We start from the raw sequence: 24,065 nt of genomic DNA on the forward strand, positions 1-24,065 counted from the left end.
TTTTTATGAAGTATATAAAGGCAATTCGTTTGGCGGCACTGATTACACTTGTGACCGTTTTTAAAAACGTAAGTGCGCAGGAGAATCAAGGATTCGTGGTCGATGAAATTATTGCGAAAGTCGATAACTACATCGTATTGAAATCGGACCAGGAACGCGCCTATCAAGATTATTTGACTAACGGAGGTACCGCTTCTCAAAATGCGAAGTGTCAGTATCTGGTGATGTTGATCAGAAATAAATTGATGTTAGCAAAAGCGGAAATTGATTCGGTTGTAGTTGCCGACGCCGAGGTAGATGATGATGCCGCTAATAGAATGAACATGATCATTTCTCAATCAGGTCGGTCTGTAGATGAGCTTGAGCAGCTCTATGGAAAAACAATGGAGCAGATTCGAATGGAGATTCGCGAGCAAGTTCGTGAACAGATGATCGTTCGAAAAATGGAAGGCGAAATAACCAAAGATGTAAAAGTAACGCCCGCGGAAGTGAAGCGATTCTTTAGCAAGATTGATAGCTTGCCGTATTTTTCTGCCGCAGTGGAAGTTGCGCAAATTGTGAAGGTGGCATCGGTAAGCCCTCAGCAAGAGAATGCAACGAAAGCTGAGCTTATCGACATTCGGAATAAAATTCTTGCTGGAGAAGATTTCGCAACACTGGCGAGAAAGTATTCTGATGACCCATCAGTAGTGCAAAACGGCGGTAACATGGGCTGGGCAGGGCGCGGTAGAATGGTGCCTGAGTACGAAGCGATGGCCTTCAAGATGAAGCCGAACGAAATCTCGATGCCGTTCAAAACATCGTTTGGAATTCACATCATGCAATTGATCGAGCGCCGTGGTAACGAGTATAACTCACGACACATCTTAATTTCACCAACACCATCTGAAGATGATCTAAATAAGGCAACACGTTATTTGGATAGTCTTAGAAATCTCATTGTACTCGACAGTATTAAATTCCAAAATGCCGCAAAGGAGTATTCGGATGATGTGCCTACCAAGGGCAACGGTGGGTTCTTTACAGATGGAAACGGTGGAACGAAGTTGATGGTTGATGAACTTGATCCAGTGGTTTTCTTTAGAATTGACTCCATGAAGATTGGTAATATTTCGGAGCCGGTTGTTTATAGAACAGAAGACGGTAAAGACGCCGTTCGTATATTATACTACAAGTCGCGTACAGCGCCGCATGAAGCATCTCTAAAAGATGACTGGTCGCGTATCCAAGATGCTGCCCTTCGACAGAAAAAAGACGCCATCATTCAACGATGGTTTCAAAATGCCAGGAAAGATGTGTTTATTAGCATAGATCCTTCTTTTAATTATTGTGGCATTTTAGACGAGTGATAAATGACAAAGTTCTCCACGGATGTTGAAGCTGCCAACGCACTAGCGGCCGCCTACAAAGATTTAAAAACTGAAATTTCTAAAGTTGTCTTCGGGCAAGAGGAAGTTGTACGGCAAGTGCTGATCGGAATTTTTTGCCAAGGTCATTCGCTCTTGGTTGGTGTTCCAGGTTTAGCAAAAACCCTTTTGGTGCAGACTATCGCAACTTCCCTGGATTTGCAATTCAAACGCATTCAATTCACGCCCGACCTCATGCCGTCAGATATCGTCGGTGCTGAAACAATGGATCGCGAACGCAACTTTAAATTTGTAAAAGGCCCAGTGTTCGCCAATATTGTCTTAGCTGACGAGATCAACAGAACACCACCGAAAACGCAAGCAGCGCTTCTCGAATCAATGCAAGAATACGCTGTCACCATTGCAGGGCAACGCTACGATCTTCCACGTCCGTTTTTTGTTTTAGCAACCCAAAACCCGATCGAACAGGAAGGAACATACCCACTACCGGAAGCTCAGTTGGACCGGTTTATGTTTAATATTTTGCTGACTTATCCTTCATTCAAAGATGAAGTGATGGTGGTGAAGAACACAACCTCCGACGAAAATCGAACGGTAAATAAAGTATTGACTGGTGAACAGATCACGTACTTCCAACACTTGGTTAGGAAGGTTCCTGTTGCTGATAATGTCATCGAATATGCTGTGACATTAGCCAATAAGACACGCCCAAGAATAAACGGCACTAGTCAAATTGCCGATGAATATCTAGAATGGGGAGCAGGTCCACGTGCTTCTCAGTTTTTAGTGCTTGGTGCAAAGTGTAATGCCTTGCTCAGTGGAAAGTACTCTCCAGATATTGAAGATGTGCAAGCTATCGCAAAGCCCGTGTTACGTCATAGGTTGGTGAGAAACTTTAAAGCAGAGGCCGAAGGAATCAGTGTAGACGATATCGTCGAGAAGCTGATGAAGTAATCCTACGGGCACTCGAGGCGAAACCCAACACCGTGGTAGTTCACAATTTGAACACTGGTGTCGTCGCGTAGGTATTTCCGAAGTTTTGAAATGAACACGTCCATGCTTCTTCCCATAAAGTAGTCGTCGTCGCCCCACACACTTTTTAGAATTTCTTCTCGCTTTAACACACGATCACGATTGTCATAAAGAAGTTTGAGTACATCAGCTTCTTTTTGCGTGAGCGTTTTTTCTGTCGCGTTCTGTCGTAGCCGTAAATTGGTGTAGTCAAAAATGTAGTTACCGAGAGGTAATTGCGTTAAATCGTCCTTTACCTGCTCGTGGCTTCTTCTTAAAAAGACTTCAATGCGACAGAACAATTCGTCTAGGCTGAAGGGCTTTGTGATGTAGTCGTCGGCACCGGTTTGAAATCCTTCAAGCTTATCCTCCATCATTGCTTTCGCCGTAAGAAATAAGATTGGTATTTTCTGATCTCGACTTCTCACATTACGCGCAAGGGTAAATCCGTCCATTTTTGGAAGCATGACATCAAAGATGCAGAGGTTAAAAGAATTTTTTAGAAAGCTACTTTCACCGGCTTCTCCATCTGTACAAAGGGTGACATCATAACCTTTGATGCGTAAGTTATCAGCAATGACAAACGCCAAGCTGGGATCATCTTCAACCAAAAGAATTTTTTTTGACATCACCGAAACGGATTTATTGATAGAATCGATTGTGAGTGAATTCATATCTACAGATGCTAATCTAGTGGAATAAAAATGCTGAAGCTACTGCCTTTCCCAATTTCACTTTTAACAGAGATGTCTCCGCCGTGAGCCATCACAATTGTTTTTGCATAACTCAATCCAAGCCCAAATCCTTTTACGTCGTGCACATTTCCGGTAGGCACACGGAAGAATTTTTGAAATATTCTTTTTTGATTTTCTTGACTGATACCGATGCCATTGTCAATAAATTCAATGAGGATGCCTTTTCGCGTGTTCTCTGTATTGATCTTGATGAACGGATTCTCGCGACAATATTTGATGGCATTGTCGAGAAGGTTGTTAAACACATTCGTCAAGTGTAATTTGTCTGCCTGTATTTCAGACCGTGAAGCATCGAGCGCAACTTCAATTTTGCCTTGCTTCTCAGTAATTGCCATCCACGTGTTACGTACAGCATCTTGTATCAATTGATGGATGTCGCTGGACTCACGTTTCATTCCAAGATCTTCTTTATCAAGTCGCGCCATTTGTAAAACGCGCTCGACTTGTTGCTTCAGCCGTGTATTCTCTTTTTCGATGATCGATGTATAATTCATCAACCGCTCGGGTTGATGAACGATGTCCGGATTTTTTAACACTTCAGTAGACACGGCGATGGTAGCGATAGGCGTCTTGAACTCATGCGTCATGTTGTTGATAAAATCTTTCTGAATTTCAGATAGACGTTTTTGCTTGAGGATAACGAATAGCGTATACGCAAAGAATGCAATAACCAGCAAGAGGACTATAGAAGAGAACGACCAAATACCCATTTGGTTAATGAGATGACCTGCACGGTTGGGAAACTGTACACCGAAGTAATACCCTTGGTTGCCCCATTCTGGAAGCGTTCGGTTTGTGAGTTTGCTTTTCGAAGTTTGAAGAGGCACATAATTTCCATACAACATACATTTGCTTGAGCAATCGTAAACACCGTACTCAAAGTCCATCACAATATTTCGCTTTTCAAACTCTGTGCGTAATAGAAATTCAAGAAGGCTAAAGTCTAATTGATGGTTGACCTCAACGACGTAGTAGTTTGTGGAAAGTTGTTTCACCGGATTGTTAGCAGGCGCTGGGGTCTTGTTGATGTCGTAAACTTCTTGGGCGACGTTGTAGAGAGCAGCAGTTACTGTACGCTGAAACTCATCTTCTTTCATGTTGAAAGCTTTGCGAATCCAATACACCTGGATAATGGTAATGCCCACGATCGAAAGGGTAGCAAGAATGACAATAAGGCGTATCGTTGAGTTTTTCACACGATAAAATTACGGTAAGAAATTGCGTTAACTATTACATTAACAAGTCTTTAACAAATTTTAGAATTTTATTAACAGTCCCATTTCCGATCTTTACGGAACTTTGTTGCAGATCGATCGATTTTGTACATTGTTTAACTTTTAAATTTCAACCATGAAAAAAATTATTCTAGCACTTTTTGTGGCTGCCATCGCGCTTCCGGCCGTTGCACAGCAAGTAGCTTCAGCCAAATCTTCTGCTGTTCCCTCTTTCGCTGCCGATAACGCAGTTTTTGCATGGGTAGCAACTACATATGATTTTGGGAAAATAAAACACAATGCACCTGTGTCCCATGAATTCAAATTTAAGAACACTGGAAGTATTCCGTTGGTAATTTCATCTGTGAGAGCATCTTGCGGTTGCACAGTGGCAGATTATACCAAGGAACCAATTGCGCCAGGGGCTGAAGGCTTCGTTAAGGCTACTTACAATGCCGCAAATGTTGGTTCTTTCACGAAGACTGTAACCGTAACGGCTAACACTGCAGAAGGCAACGTGATCCTCACCTTCAAAGGCGAAGTGATCCAATAAATTCTGCTTTCAGATAGATATTGAGCACATATCATATTAGGTCCGCCTGTGTGGTATGTGCTTCTTCTTTTCTAATCCCGTAAACGTTTTCGGAAAGAAAATCTTCAAATCCCAGTCAGCCGGCAAAGGTCATGACAGTATTTGATAACTTTGGTAGTTTTCAATTATACGCATGGCAAGCAACTTCAATGAGACTGTATCTACGCGATACCACATGTACAACAGTCTCTTTCTTAACCTTCCCTACACCGGTATTTACCGGACAGGGACGTTTCTCCCTCTTTTACAACAATCTTGTGAAACTGGCTTTGAAAAGGGTAAGGACCCTAAAACTATAATCAAGAAGTTTTTTGCTGATTTCACCCCTCAGGCAACACGCGAGGAGCAAATCAACTTGCTTTTCGGATTTATTCAATACGTAGAACGTCAGGTAGTTTTGTTTGATTCGATCGAGGATTCAGCCTTCGAAGACATCAACGATATGAATGGGCGCGGCACGGTGTCTGCTTTGATGTTGCGTGCAACCGAAGAAGGCGTGCTTGAAGAACTTAAAAAGAAGCTCGACGAATTTAGCGTTCGAATCGTTCTCACCGCTCACCCAACGCAATTCTATCCTGGAAATGTTTTGGTGATCATCAACGACCTTGAACAGGAAATTAGAGGTGGAAACGTTGAAAGTATAAACCTCTTACTTCGACAACTCGGAAAGACGGCTTTCATCAATAAACAAAAACCATCTCCCTTTGACGAAGCCGTAAGTTTGTCCTGGTTCTTAGAACATGTTTTTTATCAGGTTATTCCAGATATCATTAAAAAACTAATGACTGGTTTGAACGTGAAGCTGGAAGAGTGGCAAAATTTTGACTTGATAAAAATTGGTTTTTGGCCAGGGGGCGACCGCGACGGAAATCCTTTTGTTACACACGAGATCACAATCAAAGTTGCACAACGCCTTCAAGAAACATTGTTGCGCTGTTATCATCGAGATCTAAGATTCCTGAAACGTCGTTTAACATTCAAGGGTGTCGAAGAAATTATAGCGCGTGCAGAACGCAAAGTGTATCCGAGTGCTTACGGTGGATTCGGAGAGATCTATAAACATCCAGATGAATTGTTGAACGATCTATTCGAAGCACGTGATGTACTGGTGAGCAGACACAACAATTTATTCCTTCATTTGCTCGATGATTTTATTCTGAAAGTAAAAATCTTTGGATTCTATTTCGCCAGCATGGACATTCGCCAGGATAGTCGTAAACATGCCTATGTCTGGGAAGCGTGTATCGATAAACTTAAATCGAAAAATAAAAAGTTAAAAAATTTCGATACGCTATCTGAAAGCGAAAAAATCGACACGTTGTTGTCATTAAATTTCAAACCGGCATCGCTTAAGTTCGATGATCCTTTTATTCCAGAGCTTATCGAAAGTATTGACGTTATCGGGCAGATTCAGGCGCAAAATGGTGTTGAAGGTTGTCATCGTTACGTCATCAGTAACTGTCAGTCAGCGCTCGACGTGATCCGCGTGTTTAAGCTAGCGAAACTTGTACTTGGTAAAGATGAAGATCTCAACCTGGACATTGTTCCGTTGTTTGAGACGATCGAAGATCTTGCCAATGCACCAACCGTAATGACATCGTTGTACGGCATTCCGGAATATCGTGCGCACCTAGAGCATCGCGGCAAGAAACAGACGATTATGTTAGGTTTCTCGGATGGCACGAAAGATGGGGGTTATCTGCGTGCGAATTGGTCGATCTACACTGCAAAAGAGAATCTCACACGCATCGCAAGAGAGCAAGGGTTTACTGCCGTGTTCTTCGATGGTAGGGGAGGTCCGCCGGCACGTGGAGGTGGAAATACGCACGACTTCTACGCGTCATTAGGCGATACGATCGAGGATAAAGAAGTACAAATTACAGTTCAAGGTCAAACCATCAGCTCTAATTTCGGCAAGCCAGTTTCTTGTGGATATAACCTTGAACAATTGTTGTCAGCCGGTATCGAGAACGATGTGTTCAAGACAACGAATACACTCTCTGAGAAAGAAAAAGCGTTGCTAGATTCATTGGCAGAGGAAGGTCACAAGGCTTACTTAGATCTGAAGAAAGATCCAAAGTTTGTACCATACCTCGAGAAGATTACACCGCTGGCTTTCTTTGGTGATTCCAATATTGGATCACGTCCAGTGAAAAGAAGTTCTGGTAGTTTGAAGTTTGAAGACTTGCGTGCTATTCCTTTCGTAGGATCATGGGCGCAGATGAAACAAAATATCCCCGGATTTTATGGTGTAGGATCTGCCATTCGTGAGTTGAAGCGGCAAGGCAAGATGCGTGAGCTTAAGACGTTGTTCAAAGAGTCATTATTCTTCCGAACACTATTGAGCAATAGTATGATGTCGCTTACGAAGTGCTACTACCCGGCGACAGCATATTTGCAGAAAGACAAAGAGTTTGGTGAGTTCTGGAAGAAGATGCACAGCGAATACAAATTATCTACTTCCATGATTCTTGAAGTGTCTGGCTTGAATGAACTCATGGAGAATACGCCAGTAAATAGGGATTCTGTGAAACTTAGAGAGCGTATAGTGCTACCGTTGATCACGATCCAACAATTTGCATTACAACAACTGCGCGAGATGACGGCAGCTGACAAAGCTCAGGAGCAGCAGTACCGTACATTGGTTGTACGTTGCATGTTCGGAATTATTAACGCTGCTCGTAACAGTGCTTAACTTAATCAATACTAGGTCATTTCAATAGCCTGCGCTATTTGACCTAAAATAAAAAGGCTCATCAATATCGATGAGCCTTTTGTTTTTGCATGGAATGCAATTACTCTTTTTTCTCTTTGGAAGATGTCTTCGCTTTCTTACTCTTAATCGTAAGAAGATCTGCTTTTGCATCGTGGTCTGCCATGATGGTTCCGCCCTCTTCTACTTCACCTTTCAGAATTTCTTCTGCCACCGGATCTTCAAGATACTTCTGGATGGCTCTGTTCAAAGGACGTGCACCAAATTGTTGGTCGTATCCTTTATCGGCGAGGAAATCCTTCGCTTTATCAGTGAGCTCAACGGTGTATCCAAGTTGTGTGATTCGATCGAAAAGTTTCTTAAGCGTGATGTCGATGATTTTGTGAATGTGTTCGCGCTGCAATGAGTTGAATACAATCACGTCATCTAGACGGTTTAAGAATTCAGGACTGAATGCACGCTTCAATGCATTTTGAATCGTGAGCTTCATATGCTCTTCTTCCGATTCACGTTTCGCGGCCGTTGCAAAACCAATTCCAGTTCCGAAATCTTTCAAGTCACGCACACCAATGTTAGAAGTCATGATGATGATTGTATTTCTAAAATCAACACGGCGACCTAGTCCATCAGTGAGAATACCATCGTCAAGTACTTGCAGAAGAATATTGAAAACATCAGGATGAGCTTTCTCAATCTCATCAAGCAGTACAACAGAGTAAGGCTTACGTCTTACTTTTTCGGTGAGCTGACCACCCTCTTCATAACCGACGTATCCTGGAGGCGCTCCCACCAGACGTGATACAGAGAATTTCTCCATGTATTCACTCATGTCGATACGCACTAACGAGTCTTCTTTATCGAAGAGGTAAGTAGCGAGAACTTTCGCTAATTCTGTTTTACCAACACCAGTAGGACCGAGGAAGATGAACGAGCCGATTGGTTTTTTAGGATCTTTCAAGCCAACGCGTGTGCGTTGAATAGCTTTCACCAACTTTTTAATCGCTTCTTCTTGTCCGATTACTTTTCCACTCAACTCTTCGCCCATGTTAAGAAGCTTGTTGCTTTCTTTTTGTGCGATACGTTTCGTTGGAATGCCCGTCATCATGGCGATTACGTCAGCAACGTTATCCTCATTAACGGTATATTTCTCGGTACGAGTCTTCTCTTCCCATTTCGTTTTCGCAAGCTCAAGTTGTTCGATGAGTTTTTTCTCACGATCTCTCAACTGTGCTGCTTCTTCGTATTTCTGGCTCTTAACGACACGGTTCTTTTCTTTCTTCACGTCTTCGATCGCTTCTTCGAACTTCACGATTTCTTCGGGTACGTGAATGTTGTTGATGTGAACGCGTGCGCCAGCCTCATCTAAAACATCGATAGCTTTGTCTGGTAAATACCTGTCGCTGATGTAGCGGTCAGAAAGTTTAACGCAAGCTTCGATGGCTTCTTTCGTGTAGATCACATGGTGGTGATCTTCATATTTTTCTTTGATGTTCTCAAGGATCTGAACAGTTTCTTCAGGCGTGGTTGAATCAACCATTACCATTTGGAAACGTCTTGCCAAGGCACCATCTTTTTCGATGTACTGACGATATTCGTCGAGTGTCGTTGCGCCAATGCATTGGATTTCGCCGCGGGCGAGGGCCGGTTTAAACATGTTAGAAGCATCGAGGGATCCGGATGCACCACCTGCGCCGACGATCGTATGCAATTCGTCGATGAAGAGGATAACATCAGGAGATTTTTCCAACTCGTTCATCACGGCTTTCATTCGTTCTTCAAATTGACCACGGTATTTCGTACCGGCAACAAGAGAAGCAAGATCAAGCGTAACAACACGTTTTCCGAAAAGTACACGCGATACTTTTTTCTGAATGATTCTTAAAGCAAGGCCTTCTGCGATAGCTGTTTTACCAACGCCAGGTTCGCCGATAAGAATTGGATTGTTCTTCTTTCGTCTTGAAAGAATCTGCGCAACGCGTTCAATTTCTTTTTCGCGTCCTACGATAGGGTCGAGCTTATTGTCTTCCGCTAAGCGGGTAAGATCGCGTCCGAAATTATCGAGAACCGGTGTTCTAGATTTTTCAGTTCCTTTTTTCTCTTTGCCAGCGCCGCCTTGTGCGCCACCACCGAAGATCTTCGATGAATCATCATCCGGATCGTCAGTGTCTTGAGAAGCCATTGGTCCTTCGTTTTGGTATTCGAGCATTTCTTTTACAGTCTCGTAGTTAACGTCAAACTTGTTTAAAATTTGGGTGCCAAGATTGTCATGATCGCGAAGGATGGAGAGCAACAAGTGCTCTGTACCGATCAGCTGAGCTTTGAAGATTTTAGCTTCGAGATACGTGATCTTCAAAACTTTTTCAGAGGCCTTTGTTAATGGAATGTTAGCCAGATTTTTTATCTGATGTGTAGCAGTTCCCTTGGATATCTTTTCGATTTCGTTTCGGAGTTCATCCAGTGGTACACCCAACTTCTTCAGCACGCCAACGGCAACGCCTTCACCTTCCCGGATCATACCAAGAATGAGATGCTCTGTGCCAATGTAATCATGCCCCAAACGCAATGCTTCTTCCCGGCTCAGTGATATAACTTCTTTTACCCGGTTGGAGAATTTAGCTTCCATAAAAAATAGGTGAAATGATTAATGTAAATGTAAAATTTTTTGTGAGTTCTATACTATCGAACCCAGAAACATTTAATTGGAATAGAAACGCAGCTTTCTATGCATTTGTTCATTTTTCCAAAGTGGAATCGAGCACAACCCCTGCGGCTGATGGACCCACACAAAATATTAGGTCGACAATGCTCAGGTTCTCTTCAAAGGTAGCGCCAAAAACTTGCGTGTAGGGGACTGGTGTAAAGAATTCGGCCAAAAGGCCAGTTTTCTTAGGATTTACAACTGAGCGAAGGTCTTTTAGATCGATCGGATCCTTTTCATACGACAAACTTTCTACAACTGGGATTTTCCATTTGAGCCACTTGAGACACAATGACAGCAATTCAACGTTTAGATCGTAAAGGCGGGCGGGCTTTTTAAAAAGCACTTTTTCAAGATCGTCTGCGTAATATTCGAAGAATGGCGCATTTGCGTAAGCTGATCGTATGGTTCTCCAATGATTATTCAACCACTTCTGCTGATAATCGATCAAGACTTCATCGATCATTGGTTTACCATGTTTCGAAGTCAATGGAATAATCAAATGCTGACGCCCGAAAGTTGTCTTGATGTAACATCGGTTGCGATAGCTCTGCTTAATGTAATGTTCATGACGTTCAACAACGATTTTCTCAGCTTGGCTGATGGCTGAGAAGTATGCGATCGAAGGAAGATAGTGCGCTTCTATTAAAACTGCGTGCATGAACGAACTTATTGTCGTTAGAAAATTTCTAGGTATGCTACGATGAAGGGAGCAGAAATCAGCAGCCCATCGAAGCGATCAAGAAAACCTCCATGACCTGGCAAGCTCGAGCCAGAATCTTTGATCTCGATACTGCGTTTCAATAACGATTCTACTAAATCGCCGAAAGTTCCGCCAACAATAATGATGACACCGATAATGAGCCATTGCGCCAATGACAGCGTGTGAAAGAATTGCGCGAGGCCATACGCAAAAGCAAGAGCCAGTAGCGCTCCGCCGATAAATCCTTCCCAAGATTTTTTTGGAGAGATGCGCTCAAACAATTTTCGTTTCCCCAAGTATGTACCTGCAAAGTATGCGCCTGTGTCGCTAGCCCATAAGATGAACAGGCATCCCCAAATGATTTCATAGTTATAGTTACCGTTGTCAAATGCCGCGATATTCATCAACGCAAAAGGAACGGCAACGTAGAAAACTCCCAAGAATGTAAACGCTATGTTAGTAAATGGTTTACGCTCAAATTTTTTGTACAGCTTGATCATGTAAACACACGACATCAGCGGGAATATGAGAATGTAATACTTGTTCAATAGGATTCCCTTTTCAATCAGGAACGAACCTACATACACCAGCACGCCGATCAATACGCCGAGGGATTTTTGCGGAACCAATCCATCAAGCCCTGCGAGTTTGTAAAATTCTAGCAGTCCAAAGAAGACGATGATGAGGAACACGGCGAAGTAAGTCCAATCGCTAAAGTAAACACCGGCGATGATCCCTGCAGAACCCAGAAGGCCCGTAATAATGCGTTGCGTAAGGTTGTTATATTTTGAGATCTGGCCCGTCACTTGTTCTGTACGTTAGAATTGCGCGCTAATATGTTCTAATTTTCTTGAACTCTAAAATTCAATCGATCGAGGGCGATGGATTCGTGTCTGAATTTTCATTGATGAGCGGTTGCGCATCCGTGAGCTTCTTAAAGTAAACGAGTAATAACACGAAAATTATTGCAGCACCTGCAACGGCAGCCCATGGCGCCGCGGTTTCTGCATTGGGATCTACAGCGAGATTTCCGTGTTGATATACATAGATCGCGATCACGATCACACCGTTATTTACAAAGTGGGCAACGATCGGCGTCCAAATAGATCCCGACCAATGATAGAGATATCCAAAGAGGGCGCCGAGCAGAAGACGTGGTACAAATCCAAAAAATTGAAAATGGATAGCACTAAACAAGAATGCCGAAAGCCATATTGCAACGTGAATGTTTTTTGTACCACGATAGAATTCATTTTGAAGGAATCCACGGAAAAGAACTTCTTCTCCAATGCCTGGAATGAGGGCTACTACAATCAATCCGATCAGCAGTGCGCTAACGTCATCGAATTGCGTAAGGAACATTGATGTTTTAGCCTGGCTATCCTCTAATTCTTTAGCCCACGATTCAAATCCATCCATCCACGAAGGAAAATCAATGTTCTTGTTCCATACGGCGATAACGGAATCGACCACCATAAAACTCAAAACAATCAACACTACAAGGGCAAGCGTTGTCGGTAAAATTTTCTTCCTGAACCAAAGTGAATTGATCGAGAAGCGCGTTCTCATTAGGACTATAGGGAGAATAATAAATCCGAATATTGCCGCGCATCCTTGCACAATCATCAGCGGCAGCCACATGCGTTTCTCCGTGTTTCCAGAAAATGCCAGCTTCTGAAGCTCATCCATGGAGCCGTCAAAGAATGGGGCAGCAAGATAAAGTCCGAGAAAAAATCCAATCAGTTGCCCGGCAAAAGCGAAGGCAAAAAGCAGTAAAATATTGAGGACAGGATGAAAAGGACGCCGCGTAGTTTCCACAGATGTAAGTTATGTTTTCGTTCAGTGATCCAGGTTTATGAATTACTGGTTAAATTTGCGGGCTAATATGGTGAAAATCGGTCAAATAGCGCTCGGAGACTTTCCTTTGTTGCTTGCACCCATGGAGGATGTGAGCGATCCGCCTTTTCGTGCAGTTTGCAAGGATGGTGGTGCCGATTTGATGTACACAGAATTTATTTCATCGGAGGGCCTAATTCGCGATGCTGCGAAAAGCCGTCAGAAGTTGGATATTTTCGAATATGAGCGCCCCATAGGCATCCAGTTGTTTGGTGGTGATATCGGGAACATGGTCGAATCCGCAAAAATTGCTTCGGAAGTCAATCCTGATTTGATCGACATCAATTATGGTTGCCCAGTAAAAGCTGTGGCCTGTCGCGGTGCTGGTGCCGCGCTTCTTCAAGATATTCCAAAGATGGTGAAGATGACGGAAGAGATCGTGAAGTGCACGTCGCTGCCGGTTACAGTAAAAACTCGACTCGGCTGGGACGACAAAACAAAAAATATCGTAGAGGTTGCAGAGCGATTACAAGATATCGGTATCCAAGCATTGACAGTTCATGGGAGAACGCGTGTGCAGATGTATAAAGGAGAGGCGGATTGGTCGTTGATTGCACAGATCAAAGAAAATCCCAGGATGCGCATTCCAATTTTTGGCAATGGCGATATCGATTCGCCGGAAAAAGCATTGGAATATAAAAATCGCTATGGCGTTGATGGAATGATGATTGGCCGCGCAGCGATAGGCTATCCATGGATTTTTAACGAGATCAAACATTTTTTCAAGCACGGTGAAAAACTCGCGCCTCCAGAAATGGCCGATAGAGTGAAAGCTACGCGTAAGCATTTGGAATTTTCAATACGCTGGAAGGGACCGAAGCTTGGCATTTTTGAAATGCGCCGGCACTACGCGAACTATTTCAAAGGGATTGCCGATTTTAAACCGTTCCGCATGCAGCTGGTAGAAGCGCCTACAGAAGCGGACGTACTCGCGGTGATGGATCAGATCATTGAACACTACTCAGTTCCGGTCTAGAACTTTTTTAGCAACAATCAGGTTCGTTTTTTCTAAGCGATGAAGAACCTTTGTTTCTTTGTCGCGTTCATTCAATTTTCATTAACCTATCTATGTCTGAAAACACTCGCGGATCAGCAATCACGCTGTTCATTACACTGACCTTTATTTGGGGAACGTCTTTTATTCTCATTATGCTGGGGCTGCGCAGCTTTCCACCAGACCAAGTCGGCGCATTACGCGTTGTGTCTGCTGCTGTGTTCTTACTCCCAATTGCGATTGGAAAACTAAAGGAAATTCAATCTCATCATTATTGGAAGTTGTTTGTGACCGGTATGATTGGAATTTTTATTCCAGCATTTCTTTTTGCTATCGCTGAAACCCAATTATCGAGTTCAGTAACAGGAATCATGAATACCCTGACGCCGATCTTCACGGTATTGATCAGTGCAATTTTATTCAAACAGCGATTTAAGTCCATTGCTATCGTTGGCATCGTGCTGGGTTTTGCTGGAACAGTGCTATTGAGTTTATCGCAAGCGAATGGTGAAGTTACAGGCTTCAACTCCTTCGCTCTCTTAATTGTGGCAGCAACGTTTTGTTATGCTTCGAACGTGAACTTTGTGAAGTTTAATATTCCGGATCTTAATGCTGTAACCATTACAAGTGTATCTGTTATGTTGATCGGCGTTCCTGCTGCGATTTATCTTTTTGGATTTACCGACTTCGTGCCAAGATTAACAACACAAGATGGTGCGTGGGCGTCATTTGGATTTGTCGTCATCTTGGGATGTATGAGTACGGCGGTAGCAACAGTACTCTTTAATAAACTGGTGAAAATGAGTACGCCGCTTTTTGCAAGTTCTGTTACTTATACTTTACCAATTGTTGCCGTGATGTGGGGATTGATATACGGTGAGACGTTAGAGGTCGGACACTATATTGGAATGGTTGCCATTATCGGTGGTGTATACTTAGCGAATAGAAAGTAATATCCAGACCGTCGATAAAGGAAAGGGACACCAATATCGGCGTCCCTTTCTTAATGCAAAACATTTGTGTCTGCTACTTCAGCTCGACCGTGATCGATGCGTTTGGCATTTCCGGAACAAGGCCTTCGCTTTTAATCATATTGAGATCTTTTGTTCCCATCCAACTTGTGAATTTTTCAGGGCCGTCTACTTGTGCTACTTCGATCTTATAAGCTTCAAATGTCCCTGCCGGTACAGTTACCGACTCTTTGGCAACGACCTTTACATTGAGTCTTTTTATTTTGTCTTTAGAACCATCATAAACTTCAATCACGGTTGCAAAATTTTCTTTGATAGGCATTCTTGCAATCAGAAGATCAAGTCCTGCGCCGTCTGATAAAACATGCTTCTCAAAAGATGCGTTGATGTTTTTCTTTACACCATTCATGTCTGTTGTTCCTGTCGCACCGCTTTCGGTATAATCGACCTCAATGTTGATCGGGCCTTGCTTGATGCTGCGATGTGTTGCTTTCAAAGTTTTAGGCTCAAATACATTTTGATCAGATACAGAGAATTGTGGGGAAGTTACAGCATCTGTTACAATCCACTTCCCGTTTTCAAGTTTCACGTCGCGTGTCATGTTCATCGCCATTTTTTGACCGCCTCCACTAAACGTAAAAACGTAGTTGGATTTTTCTGCGCGAAGGTCTGATGTAAATTTCGGTGTTTCTACTTTTGCGCTACCAGCATCTGCCAGCTTAACGGTTTTAACATCGACAAGCATTTGCTCAAGTTTCTTCGATACGTCGGCTTTCATCGACTCTTGATAACGACCGCCGAGATGTTTCGCGAAGAACTTTTCGGCATAGGCTAACATGGCCATTGTGTTATCGGCATTTCTGAAACCGTGCCCTTCATCTTGTGCACAGAGGTATTCAACATCTCTGCCAAGATCACGGAGTGCCACAACAATTTGATCGGATTCATGTTTCTTAACACGTGGATCGTTCGCACCTTGAACCACCAGCAATGGTGCTTTGATTTTACTAGCGGAAAATAATGGCGATTGCTTTTCGAGAAGCGCTTTGCCTTCTGGTGTCGACGGATCGCCCATTCTTAAATAAAATGTTTTACGAATTGCTTCCCAGTAAGGAGGAATCGATCCAAGTAGCGTGATGAGATTCGAAGGACCAACAACACTCACACCAGCAGCGTAAACGTCGGGCGTGAAAGCGAGCCCTGCGAGCGTTGCATAACCACCATATGATCCGCCCATAATACCTACATTTTTAGGATCTGCGATTCCCTTGGCAATGAGATGTTTTACACCCCACGTAATGTCGTCTTGCATTTTTTGTCCCCACTCTTTATTGCCGGCATTCAAGAATTTTTTTCCAAAGCCAGTTGATGCACGGAAGTTGGGAAGCAGTACAGCATACCCACGATTAGCGAAGAATTGAGCAAATGAATTGAAGCCCCATGTGTCACGTCCCCACGGACCGCCATGTGGAACGACAATCGTAGGAAGATTCTTCGGTGCTTTGCCCAGAGGCAATACAAGGTAACCTGGTATTTCTAATCCATCGGAAGACTTGTATGTGATAGGTTCCATCTTCGCAAGTGGCAGAGATTGAAGCTTGGGGCGTGGCGTATACTGTTTAATAACTTTCTTCGATGTTTTATCATAGAAGTATACGGATCCAGGATCGTCATCACTATAGGCTACAATCAGCGCTTTCTTTTCATCCTTTGTAAAGGAAGCAAATCCAATCTCTTTACCCGGGAATTTTGATTGCAAGAATTTGTAATGAGATTCAGCATCTTTGTTTTTGAAGTACCATCTTGTTTTTGCATCGGTATATGTTGTGTACTGAATTTCGCGTGTGATCGCTGAGACACTAACACCACCGAAGTCAACTTTCTTTAGTGGATCGCCTTCTACAAGTTTAATCGCTTTGCTACTAGGATCCATCAAGTAGAGCTTGGTAAGATCTTCTTGATCTCCTTTGTTTGATTGGAGGTAAAAGCTTTTGTTTTCTTTATCGAAGAACCCGGAAGGAAAACAGCTTTCTAAAGCTGTGCATTCAAATATTTTGTTGAAACCAGATTCTGTTGCTGCGAGTATTTCCGTAGATCCATCATCCGCAGAGCGTGTGGCAAGACGAAGATTTTCATCCCAGTCAAAAAAGTAGCCTGTTAAACGATCTTTGTTTTCTTTCAACAGTGTGAGCTTGCCTGTCGAGATTTCAAGCTTGTAGAGATCGTGCCATGCCTTATCCCGATTGTTCAAGCCGACCCAAAGCAAGTCTGGATTTTTTCGTGATACATTATAGATAATGGTCCGTACGCCTTCTATCGGCGTGAGATTGCGAGACGGTGGTGCGCCACTTCCGCTTTCAATGGGTGCCTTCGGATCCACAGCATAGACATTGAAGTTTTCATTTCCACCTTTGTCTTGCGCATACAAAACAAATTTGCTGTCGTCAGTCCAAAAATATCCGCCGATAGGTCTGAGTGTGTCTGCTGTAATGGGTTTGGCGCTTTCAAAAGGTTCGTCAAATTTTTTTACCCAGATGTTGAGTTTCCCTTTGTGAACTTTAAGGAAAGTGATCATTGTGCCGTCGGGTGAAAGTTGCCCGCCAGATATTTCAGGGTTATCGAAAAACAGCTCGCGATCGATAAGCTGCGGTTCTTTCGTGGCATTTTTTTTCTGCGCCTGCGAAAGCTGGATGACCAAGGCAACCAGGAGTGCAATGATTAAAATCTTTTTCATTGGGTTATTTTTTGTTATACAACTAGTAGCAAACAATCCAATAAGATTACAAATAAAAGATAGATTGTAGCAATGCTCGAAAAATCAAAAAAAGGCGGCTACTTTTGGGGCTTCAATGTTAGCACATGCAATTAAAGAATGATCTTTTCCTTCGTGCGGCCCTTGGCCAAGATACCGCACGCACACCGGTATGGCTTATGCGTCAAGCGGGTCGTGTACTTCCTGAATACAGAAAGGTGCGAGCGTCAATCAAGGATTTTAAAGCGTTGGTTAAGAACCCAGCGTTGGCCACTGAAGTTACCATTCAACCGGTTGATATCTTAGGCGTTGACGCGGCGATTATCTTTTCAGATATTCTTGTCATCCCTGAAGCAATGGGATTGAACTATGAAATGGAGGAAAGCAAAGGTCCTGTGTTTCCAAACAAAATCTCGGGTCCTCAAGATCTCAAGTCTATCCATGTATCGCAGCCAGAAGAACTTCAATACGTGCTTGATGCGATTAAGCTCACAAAGCAAGAATTGAATGGTCGCGTTCCACTAATAGGCTTTGCCGGTGCACCGTGGACGATTTTCTCGTACATGATCGAGGGGCGTGGCAGTAAAACATTCAGTGCAGCAAAGAAGACGTTATATTCTCAACCCGAATTTGCGCATACCTTGCTTGATATGATCACGCAGAGTACAATTCTTTATTTGAAAGCTCAAGTTAAAGCGGGTGCCGACCTCGTACAAATTTTTGATTCGTGGGCTGGTATTCTGAGTCCTGATCAATATGAAGAATTTTCGCTCAAGTATATCTCGAAAATCTGCGATGCTATCACAGAAGTTCCAGTAACCGTATTTGCAAAGGGTGCGTTCTTCGCGCGAACACAAATGAATCAATTGAAATGCAACGTGGTTGGGTTAGATTGGAATATGGGCATCGAGGAATCGCGCGCACTGATGCCTAATAAAGTTTTACAGGGGAACTTAGATCCATGCGCGTTGTATGGTTCGCTCGCAGATGTAAAACGCGAGACAACAAAAATGCTGGATGCTTTTGGCCCCACAAAACACATCGCCAATCTTGGTCATGGTTTGTATCCCGATACTGAAGTAGATAAAGTGAAATGTTTTATTGATACGGTGAAGGCGTACACACAATAGAGTTCTTGGAACTAAATAGAGGAAAAGACATCTAAAAAGGATGTCTTTTTGTATTTTTCGGTCCCAATTTAAAATGTGTATGCGGAATTCCCTGTTACTGATCGTGCTGCTCTCAGTGGCCAACGTTTTACATGGTCAGTTTATTGAAAAGCCTGCTCCAGGTAAGTCTTTAAGAAGTATTTATTTTTTTGATCAATCACTTGGCTTTATGTCGGGTGAGAGGATTTATAAAACAACGGATGGCGGTCTGAATTGGCGAACGCCAAAGTTTAGTACACCTGTTGATTCAATGTATCAGGTTACTTTATATGATCATCATTTTTACTTTTTTAATGCTTTGAAAGGTGTTGCTACGGCGACCTCGATTTTCGAGAATACGGGCGTAGTGATGACTACCGAAAATGGCGGTGAAACTTGGAAGGTAGTTTTCAAAGATACTCCGCTTAACACCTTCCCATTTTTTGCATTTCAGGATTTACATTTCACAGACGCATTGCACGGCTTTGCTATAGGCGATCAAGGAAGAAAAATTGTCACTTCCGATGGAGGTAAGACTTGGACACGAAGTGATATGCCTCAGAAGAAAGATCTGAAGGATATTTTCTTTGCTTCAGCGGATATCGGGTTTATTGGAGGCACGAACATAATCTATAAGACTACGGACGGCGGGGCAACTTGGAATGCATTGGATCTGGGTGATCACACTGCAGCATTCTCCTCAATATATTTTACGAGCGTACAGGTAGGATATGCGACGGGTGATAATTATATCTATAAAACTGTCGATGGTGGCAGGACTTGGAGTCGCTCTTATTTCCAATTTGGATATTTAGATAAGGTATATTTTGTGGACACACAAAACGGTTACGCCGTCGGAAATGGGAATACAATGCGCACAAAAGATGGTGGTGAAAATTGGGAAGCTCTTGAACAAACATTTCCGGTTTCATTATATGACGTGTATTTCCGCAATGTCAATACAGGTTATGTCGTCGGATTTCAAAATGAAAAGTCTTACTATGGCGTTACGACGACAGGAACAGGAAGTACCATTCCTCGCGCTGGCTTTGACATTGTTAGACCCGCAGATAAATGTGTTTCGTCGGTTCATAAATTTATTAACCATGGAAATGCAACCTACGCGCATACTTGGTTCGTGGATGACATTCAAAAAGCAAGCACCTACGATTTTGAAACTTCGCTATCAGAAGGCCATCACACGATCACATTGATCACAAAAAACCTCCAAGGTATTGAAGCAATTGAGGAAAAACAGGTGTACGTAGATGTTCCAAATAAGAATCGCTACAGATTAGAGCTTTCCTATGTAGAGGCTTCATGCGTAAGTGCAACTTCGTTCGATATTGAAATTAAAAACATGGCCCTTTATGAGGGAACAGATTTTCAATTGTGGGCCAATGGAAAAAAATTGACTACTACTGTTTCCGGTAAAAAGATTTCAGTAGTAGGGGGGCCTCTACCGGAGATGACCGCGATTACGATCAAACCGTTTAATCCTGCTGTTTGCTACATGCCCGAGCACGATACGACAATACAAGTAAAAATATTTCCGGCGAACTTAAGCCTCAACTATGATATTGACAACCTGGTAGTTTGTAGGGGCGACAAATTCAATGTTACATTTCACAACACCGATCCTAATATTTACTACAACTGGTATAACGAATCTCCAGGATGGCAAGGCAATGGTGCAAAAGGAAATGGAGGCGATTTGATTATTGAAGGCTTACAACATGAACACCTACACGATAATAAATTTTATGTACGCGCCTATATGTGGGCTCCTTTATGTGATGTAAAAACGGCGCCTGTATTGATTCACGGCTCAAATGTGAAGGCAGATTTCGCATTGTCGGCGGACTACATTTACAGAGAAGAGTCAATAGCGATTACCAATGAATCTGTTGAAGCAACTAACTACGTCTGGTCATTCGATGCAGGTTCAATTCCGAAGACGTCAACGAGCGCTTCTCCAGGGGCAATTTCATACACAACGCTTGGGCTTAAACAATTCAGTTTGGAGGTTAACGACGGTCATGGGTGTGTGAGCAAGAAAGATACTATCGTTTTTGTATCGGATAAAATGAAGTCCTTTTCGCCGACAATATGTGAAGTAAATTCGTCATCCTTTGGTAAAGAGTTTCTGTTGGTAGACAGCGACGCTGATGAGGATGGAAATGTTTATCGAACAGGATTTTATCGCACCCCGGAATTTAATTCAAAAAAAACCGACCTGTTCTTTACGAAACATGACGCTGCAGGAAATTTACAATGGGAAATTAAGGATCTGATACCCTCACTGTTTCAATGGCCCTATGATTTTCAAGGCGTGCTTCCGCGAGGCGTCGAGACTGACAATATGGGCAATATTTATCTAGCGATAGACTTTCACGTACCATACATTGTTGTCGCTGGTCAGAAAATTGGAATAGATCCTCAAGCTCGTTCAGAGTTCTATGATACTCAAGCGGCGATACTTAAATTTTCCCCGAAAGGTGATTTAATGACGTACACCTTGTTTGCGTATCCAGGGAATGACAATTATAACCAAGTGCGTCATGTTTACATTTCAGATGTGGTTGTCGATGATCGGGGTCGTTTGTTTTCAAATCTTTACCTAAGCGGCGGAAGAAAATTACTTCAAGTACGTCAGGGTAACGGCAAGTGGGCGTCAATGAAGGATGTTCCTGGTAACTACGAGCATTCGGGTTCTCTAGTTGAATTTGATTTAAATTTGAAGATGAAGCGATTCGTCGATCATGGCGAAATAGGTTCAGGGTATGTAATCCCCAACGACGTTTTTATAAGAAATACATATTCATTGCAAGAACTTTGGTTTGCAGGTCCGAAGCTTCACGTACGTGGAGATGGAAAGGTAATTCTTGCAGGCTGTTTCAATGCCGGAAATGGTTACGATTTTGGAAATATTATTGTTCAGGCGCAGCAAATCGAGGATGATGCACTCGATGGTCTTGGGAAAACCACGTTTCAAGTAATGGCAGCATTGCTAGGAGAGAATGGGTGGGAATCTGCGATTAGTTTCGGTGCAGTTACCAATCACTTTAAGCTCCCCAACATCGATGCAGTAACAGCGGAAGAAGGGACCAACTCGTTCTACCTAGCAGGGGCATGGGACTTTGATAATTATTATTATACAGCACGCATGCCAAAGAGAACAGCTGCAATCATAAATGGTAAGCGCGGTGGTTTTCATGAGATAACCGGCTTTATTGCGAAAGCAACTTTTGGATCCAGTGTTGAATGGTCATCCTTTAATAGGAATGTTAAGATAAAGTCTATTGTACCTGATGTTAGTACCGGTAAGCTGGTTGTCGTTGGTGATGTTACAAAATTTGGAATTTTTAACGTAGGGAACGACGCAGTAGGTATGCGCGCAGCGGAGTCCTCACAAACTTTTGTCGGGGAATACACTCAAACAGGTAGCATCAATCAAGTTTCGTTACAAGGCGATCTGGATTTTCGCGCAAATGCTTTGGTGCGAAATTCATGTGGACAGCTTGCGTATGCGGCAGCAAGTCATAACCTTTATGAATTCCGAAAAATTTCCTTTACCGGAAATTGTGAGATGGTTCCACCAACAATTGACCCCGGAAATGCGGGGCCGGATGATCCGTTTGGCGTTTGCAAGGGAGACTCTATCCAAATGGGAATAATGGGCGCGTCATATTTCAAATGGATTCCAGAAACGGGCGTAGCAAATCCATCAAGCGGATGGACCAAAGTATCCCCATCAGTCACGACAACTTACACCGTTTACGGTTATATCGATGATAATTGCTTTTCGAAAAAGCCGATTAAAATTATCGTGGAAGGCGCTGATCCAATAGTCTCTTACGAGACAGATCAGTCAACCGTAATACTTCAAGTTGAAGAACAAGTAAATACATTTTATGAGTGGGATTTTGGAAACGGTGAAATTCAGTATGGCGCTGAAGCCCGTTATACATACCCGCGATCAGGTATCTACGATGTTTGCGTGAAAGCATCCGGCGCATGTGGAGAAGTACAAAAATGTGTCACGGTAGATGTCGTGTGCGATAAACCATCGATCGGCACATATGGTTACAACGTTGGACTTAATCTGAAAGCTGAATTTTCAGCAACGCAAGCTAATAATGTTGAAAATTTGAGATGGCATTGGGATTTCGGTGACGGGAGTACTTCATCGCAACAAAATCCAACACATGTTTATTTAACACCTGGAAAATACAAAGTACAGGTTTCCACGCAAGGCGTTTGTAATGCCGATACCGTAGAATTTGAAGCGACTATTTCTTGCCTTCAAGCAGCAGCGACGATTGATGAATACATACAAAATCTTGTAGTAACGTTTTCTTCCCAAATGCAAAACGTCACAGACAAACTTTGGGATTTTGGCGACGGCAGCACATCAACCGAAAACAATCCTATCCACACTTTTGAGCTTCCGGGTGTATACAATGTGTGTCTTAAAGTTTCAAATGGCTGTAGTGAAAAAATTATCTGCAAGGTGGTAACGGTAACATGTGCACCGCCTACAGCTGAATTCTCGGCAGATATCTCTGACCTCAAAGCTGAATTTTACGGGACACATAACTTGAATTCAAGCTGGGATTTTGGTGATGGAAATCTAACGGTAGCACTTAACCCGGTTCACAGTTACCAACAACAAGGTACATATACCGTGTGCCAAACAGTCTCCAATAAATGTGGCGTGGAAAAATTTTGTGACGAAGTTGTTATTGATTGTATAAATCCAACGGCTGATTTTTTATATGAAGTTGACGTGAATGAAGTTTCAGTGATTAACACAAGTCAAAATGCATCAACATGGGAATGGTCGTTTTCCGATGGTACAAAGTCAACAAACAACAACATTGTTCATCATGAATTTACCAACGGCGGTATGCAATCTGCTTGCCTTATCACAAGGAACGAATGCTTAGAAACCGCGACCCAATGCTATCAGTTTGAAATTCTCATTACAGATTTGGAGAAAGATCAGTCGGAGTCCTTTGATGTGTTCCCAGTTCCAGTAGATAACATACTGACTATCGAGTTGCGCAATCTGGAAGAGGTAGTATCTGTCGAATTGATTGATATAACAGGGGTGACAAAGCACACCATGATTAATCGTACAATTTCCCCAAGGCTGGAAATTGATGTCGCTAAATTAAGCGCTGGATTATATTACGTGAAAGTGAAATTTAAAGATCGATATGAAGGGAGATTCGTAATGAAGCGGTAG

The 24,065-nt window shown here is 42.8% G+C and carries 15 protein-coding genes; 8 read left to right on the top strand and 7 right to left on the bottom strand.

All coding sequences use genetic code 11. The features are described 5' to 3' along the window. Positions 1-5 precede the first annotated feature (5 nt). Positions 6-1,349: a peptidylprolyl isomerase gene (locus DQQ10_RS05060; RefSeq protein ID WP_112745782.1), complete on the top strand. Its 1,344-nt coding sequence runs from the start codon at positions 6-8 to the stop codon at positions 1,347-1,349. Positions 1,350-1,352: 3 nt separating this feature from the next. After that, entirely contained in the window at positions 1,353-2,321 is a 969-nt protein-coding gene (locus tag DQQ10_RS05065; protein ID WP_112745672.1) for an AAA family ATPase, read from the top strand. Between the two features lie 2 nt (positions 2,322-2,323). Here DQQ10_RS05065 and DQQ10_RS05070 read toward each other — a convergent pair whose 3' ends face one another. Together DQQ10_RS05070 and DQQ10_RS05075 are read right to left on the bottom strand one after the other, a co-directional pair. Then, positions 2,324-3,052 (bottom strand): response regulator transcription factor, encoded by a 729-nt coding sequence (locus DQQ10_RS05070; RefSeq protein ID WP_245970281.1) that lies wholly within the window; start codon positions 3,050-3,052, stop codon positions 2,324-2,326. 11 nt (positions 3,053-3,063) lie between these two features. Beyond that, on the bottom strand, positions 3,064-4,329 hold the full coding sequence (locus DQQ10_RS05075) for a sensor histidine kinase (RefSeq protein ID WP_112745673.1): 1,266 nt from the start codon (positions 4,327-4,329) through the stop codon (positions 3,064-3,066). 154 nt (positions 4,330-4,483) lie between these two features. Here DQQ10_RS05075 and DQQ10_RS05080 point away from each other — a divergent pair, with 154 nt between their 5' ends. Both DQQ10_RS05080 and DQQ10_RS05085 read left to right on the top strand, forming a co-directional pair. Beyond that, positions 4,484-4,900 (top strand): DUF1573 domain-containing protein, encoded by a 417-nt coding sequence (locus DQQ10_RS05080; protein ID WP_112745674.1) that lies wholly within the window; start codon positions 4,484-4,486, stop codon positions 4,898-4,900. A gap of 172 nt (positions 4,901-5,072) precedes the next feature. Beyond that, positions 5,073-7,634 carry a phosphoenolpyruvate carboxylase gene (locus tag DQQ10_RS05085; RefSeq protein WP_112745675.1) on the top strand — a complete coding sequence of 854 codons (2,562 nt, stop codon included), beginning with the start codon at positions 5,073-5,075 and terminating at the stop codon, positions 7,632-7,634. 100 nt (positions 7,635-7,734) lie between these two features. Here the strand turns inward: DQQ10_RS05085 and DQQ10_RS05090 are convergent, their stop codons facing one another. The 4 genes from DQQ10_RS05090 to DQQ10_RS05105 form a co-directional block, all read right to left on the bottom strand. Next, entirely contained in the window at positions 7,735-10,275 is a 2,541-nt protein-coding gene (locus DQQ10_RS05090; protein ID WP_112745676.1) for an ATP-dependent Clp protease ATP-binding subunit, read from the bottom strand. Positions 10,276-10,384: 109 nt separating this feature from the next. Continuing rightward, positions 10,385-11,011: a WbqC family protein gene (locus DQQ10_RS05095; RefSeq protein WP_112745677.1), complete on the bottom strand. Its 627-nt coding sequence runs from the start codon at positions 11,009-11,011 to the stop codon at positions 10,385-10,387. Positions 11,012-11,028: 17 nt separating this feature from the next. Then, positions 11,029-11,859: a phosphatidate cytidylyltransferase gene (locus DQQ10_RS05100; RefSeq protein ID WP_112745678.1), complete on the bottom strand. Its 831-nt coding sequence runs from the start codon at positions 11,857-11,859 to the stop codon at positions 11,029-11,031. Positions 11,860-11,917: 58 nt separating this feature from the next. Continuing rightward, complete coding sequence (locus DQQ10_RS05105) at positions 11,918-12,871, bottom strand: CPBP family intramembrane glutamic endopeptidase (RefSeq protein WP_112745679.1); 954 nt, start codon at positions 12,869-12,871, stop codon at positions 11,918-11,920. A gap of 67 nt (positions 12,872-12,938) precedes the next feature. Between DQQ10_RS05105 and dusB the strand changes: the two genes are divergently transcribed. Together dusB and DQQ10_RS05115 are read left to right on the top strand one after the other, a co-directional pair. Beyond that, complete coding sequence (gene dusB, locus DQQ10_RS05110) at positions 12,939-13,925, top strand: tRNA dihydrouridine synthase DusB (protein ID WP_112745680.1); 987 nt, start codon at positions 12,939-12,941, stop codon at positions 13,923-13,925. Between the two features lie 92 nt (positions 13,926-14,017). Further along, complete coding sequence (locus DQQ10_RS05115; RefSeq protein WP_112745681.1) at positions 14,018-14,896, top strand: DMT family transporter; 879 nt, start codon at positions 14,018-14,020, stop codon at positions 14,894-14,896. A gap of 73 nt (positions 14,897-14,969) precedes the next feature. On the opposite strand, the gene DQQ10_RS05120 is transcribed toward DQQ10_RS05115, so the two are convergent. Beyond that, the gene (locus tag DQQ10_RS05120) at positions 14,970-17,648 is read right to left on the bottom strand and encodes a S9 family peptidase (RefSeq protein WP_112745682.1); all 2,679 of its coding nucleotides are present in this window, start codon (positions 17,646-17,648) and stop codon (positions 14,970-14,972) included. A gap of 125 nt (positions 17,649-17,773) precedes the next feature. Here DQQ10_RS05120 and hemE point away from each other — a divergent pair, with 125 nt between their 5' ends. Then, positions 17,774-18,796, top strand: coding sequence for a uroporphyrinogen decarboxylase (hemE, locus tag DQQ10_RS05125; RefSeq protein ID WP_112745683.1), 1,023 nt, complete (start codon positions 17,774-17,776; stop codon positions 18,794-18,796). Positions 18,797-18,875: 79 nt separating this feature from the next. Continuing rightward, entirely contained in the window at positions 18,876-24,065 is a 5,190-nt protein-coding gene (locus DQQ10_RS05130) for a PKD domain-containing protein (protein WP_165823796.1), read from the top strand.

The organism is Pseudochryseolinea flava (assembly GCF_003286915.1).
In the GTDB taxonomy this organism is placed as follows: Bacteria; Bacteroidota; Bacteroidia; order Cytophagales; family Cyclobacteriaceae; genus Ohtaekwangia; species Ohtaekwangia flava.

Bases quoted from the DNA above. Each gene is read 5' to 3' on its own strand.
- DQQ10_RS05070 (WP_245970281.1), bottom strand. From the start codon at position 3,052: ATGAATTCACTCACAATCGATTCTATCAATAAATCCGTTTCGGTGATG.
- DQQ10_RS05090 (WP_112745676.1), bottom strand. From the start codon at position 10,275: ATGGAAGCTAAATTCTCCAACCGGGTAAAAGAAGTTATATCACTGAGC.
- DQQ10_RS05120 (WP_112745682.1), bottom strand. From the start codon at position 17,648: ATGAAAAAGATTTTAATCATTGCACTCCTGGTTGCCTTGGTCATCCAG.
- hemE (WP_112745683.1), top strand. From the start codon at position 17,774: ATGCAATTAAAGAATGATCTTTTCCTTCGTGCGGCCCTTGGCCAAGAT.
- DQQ10_RS05115 (WP_112745681.1), top strand. From the start codon at position 14,018: ATGTCTGAAAACACTCGCGGATCAGCAATCACGCTGTTCATTACACTG.
- DQQ10_RS05085 (WP_112745675.1), top strand. From the start codon at position 5,073: ATGGCAAGCAACTTCAATGAGACTGTATCTACGCGATACCACATGTAC.
- DQQ10_RS05095 (WP_112745677.1), bottom strand. From the start codon at position 11,011: ATGCACGCAGTTTTAATAGAAGCGCACTATCTTCCTTCGATCGCATAC.
- DQQ10_RS05130 (WP_165823796.1), top strand. From the start codon at position 18,876: ATGCGGAATTCCCTGTTACTGATCGTGCTGCTCTCAGTGGCCAACGTT.
- dusB (WP_112745680.1), top strand. From the start codon at position 12,939: ATGGTGAAAATCGGTCAAATAGCGCTCGGAGACTTTCCTTTGTTGCTT.
- DQQ10_RS05065 (WP_112745672.1), top strand. From the start codon at position 1,353: ATGACAAAGTTCTCCACGGATGTTGAAGCTGCCAACGCACTAGCGGCC.
- DQQ10_RS05060 (WP_112745782.1), top strand. From the start codon at position 6: ATGAAGTATATAAAGGCAATTCGTTTGGCGGCACTGATTACACTTGTG.
- DQQ10_RS05080 (WP_112745674.1), top strand. From the start codon at position 4,484: ATGAAAAAAATTATTCTAGCACTTTTTGTGGCTGCCATCGCGCTTCCG.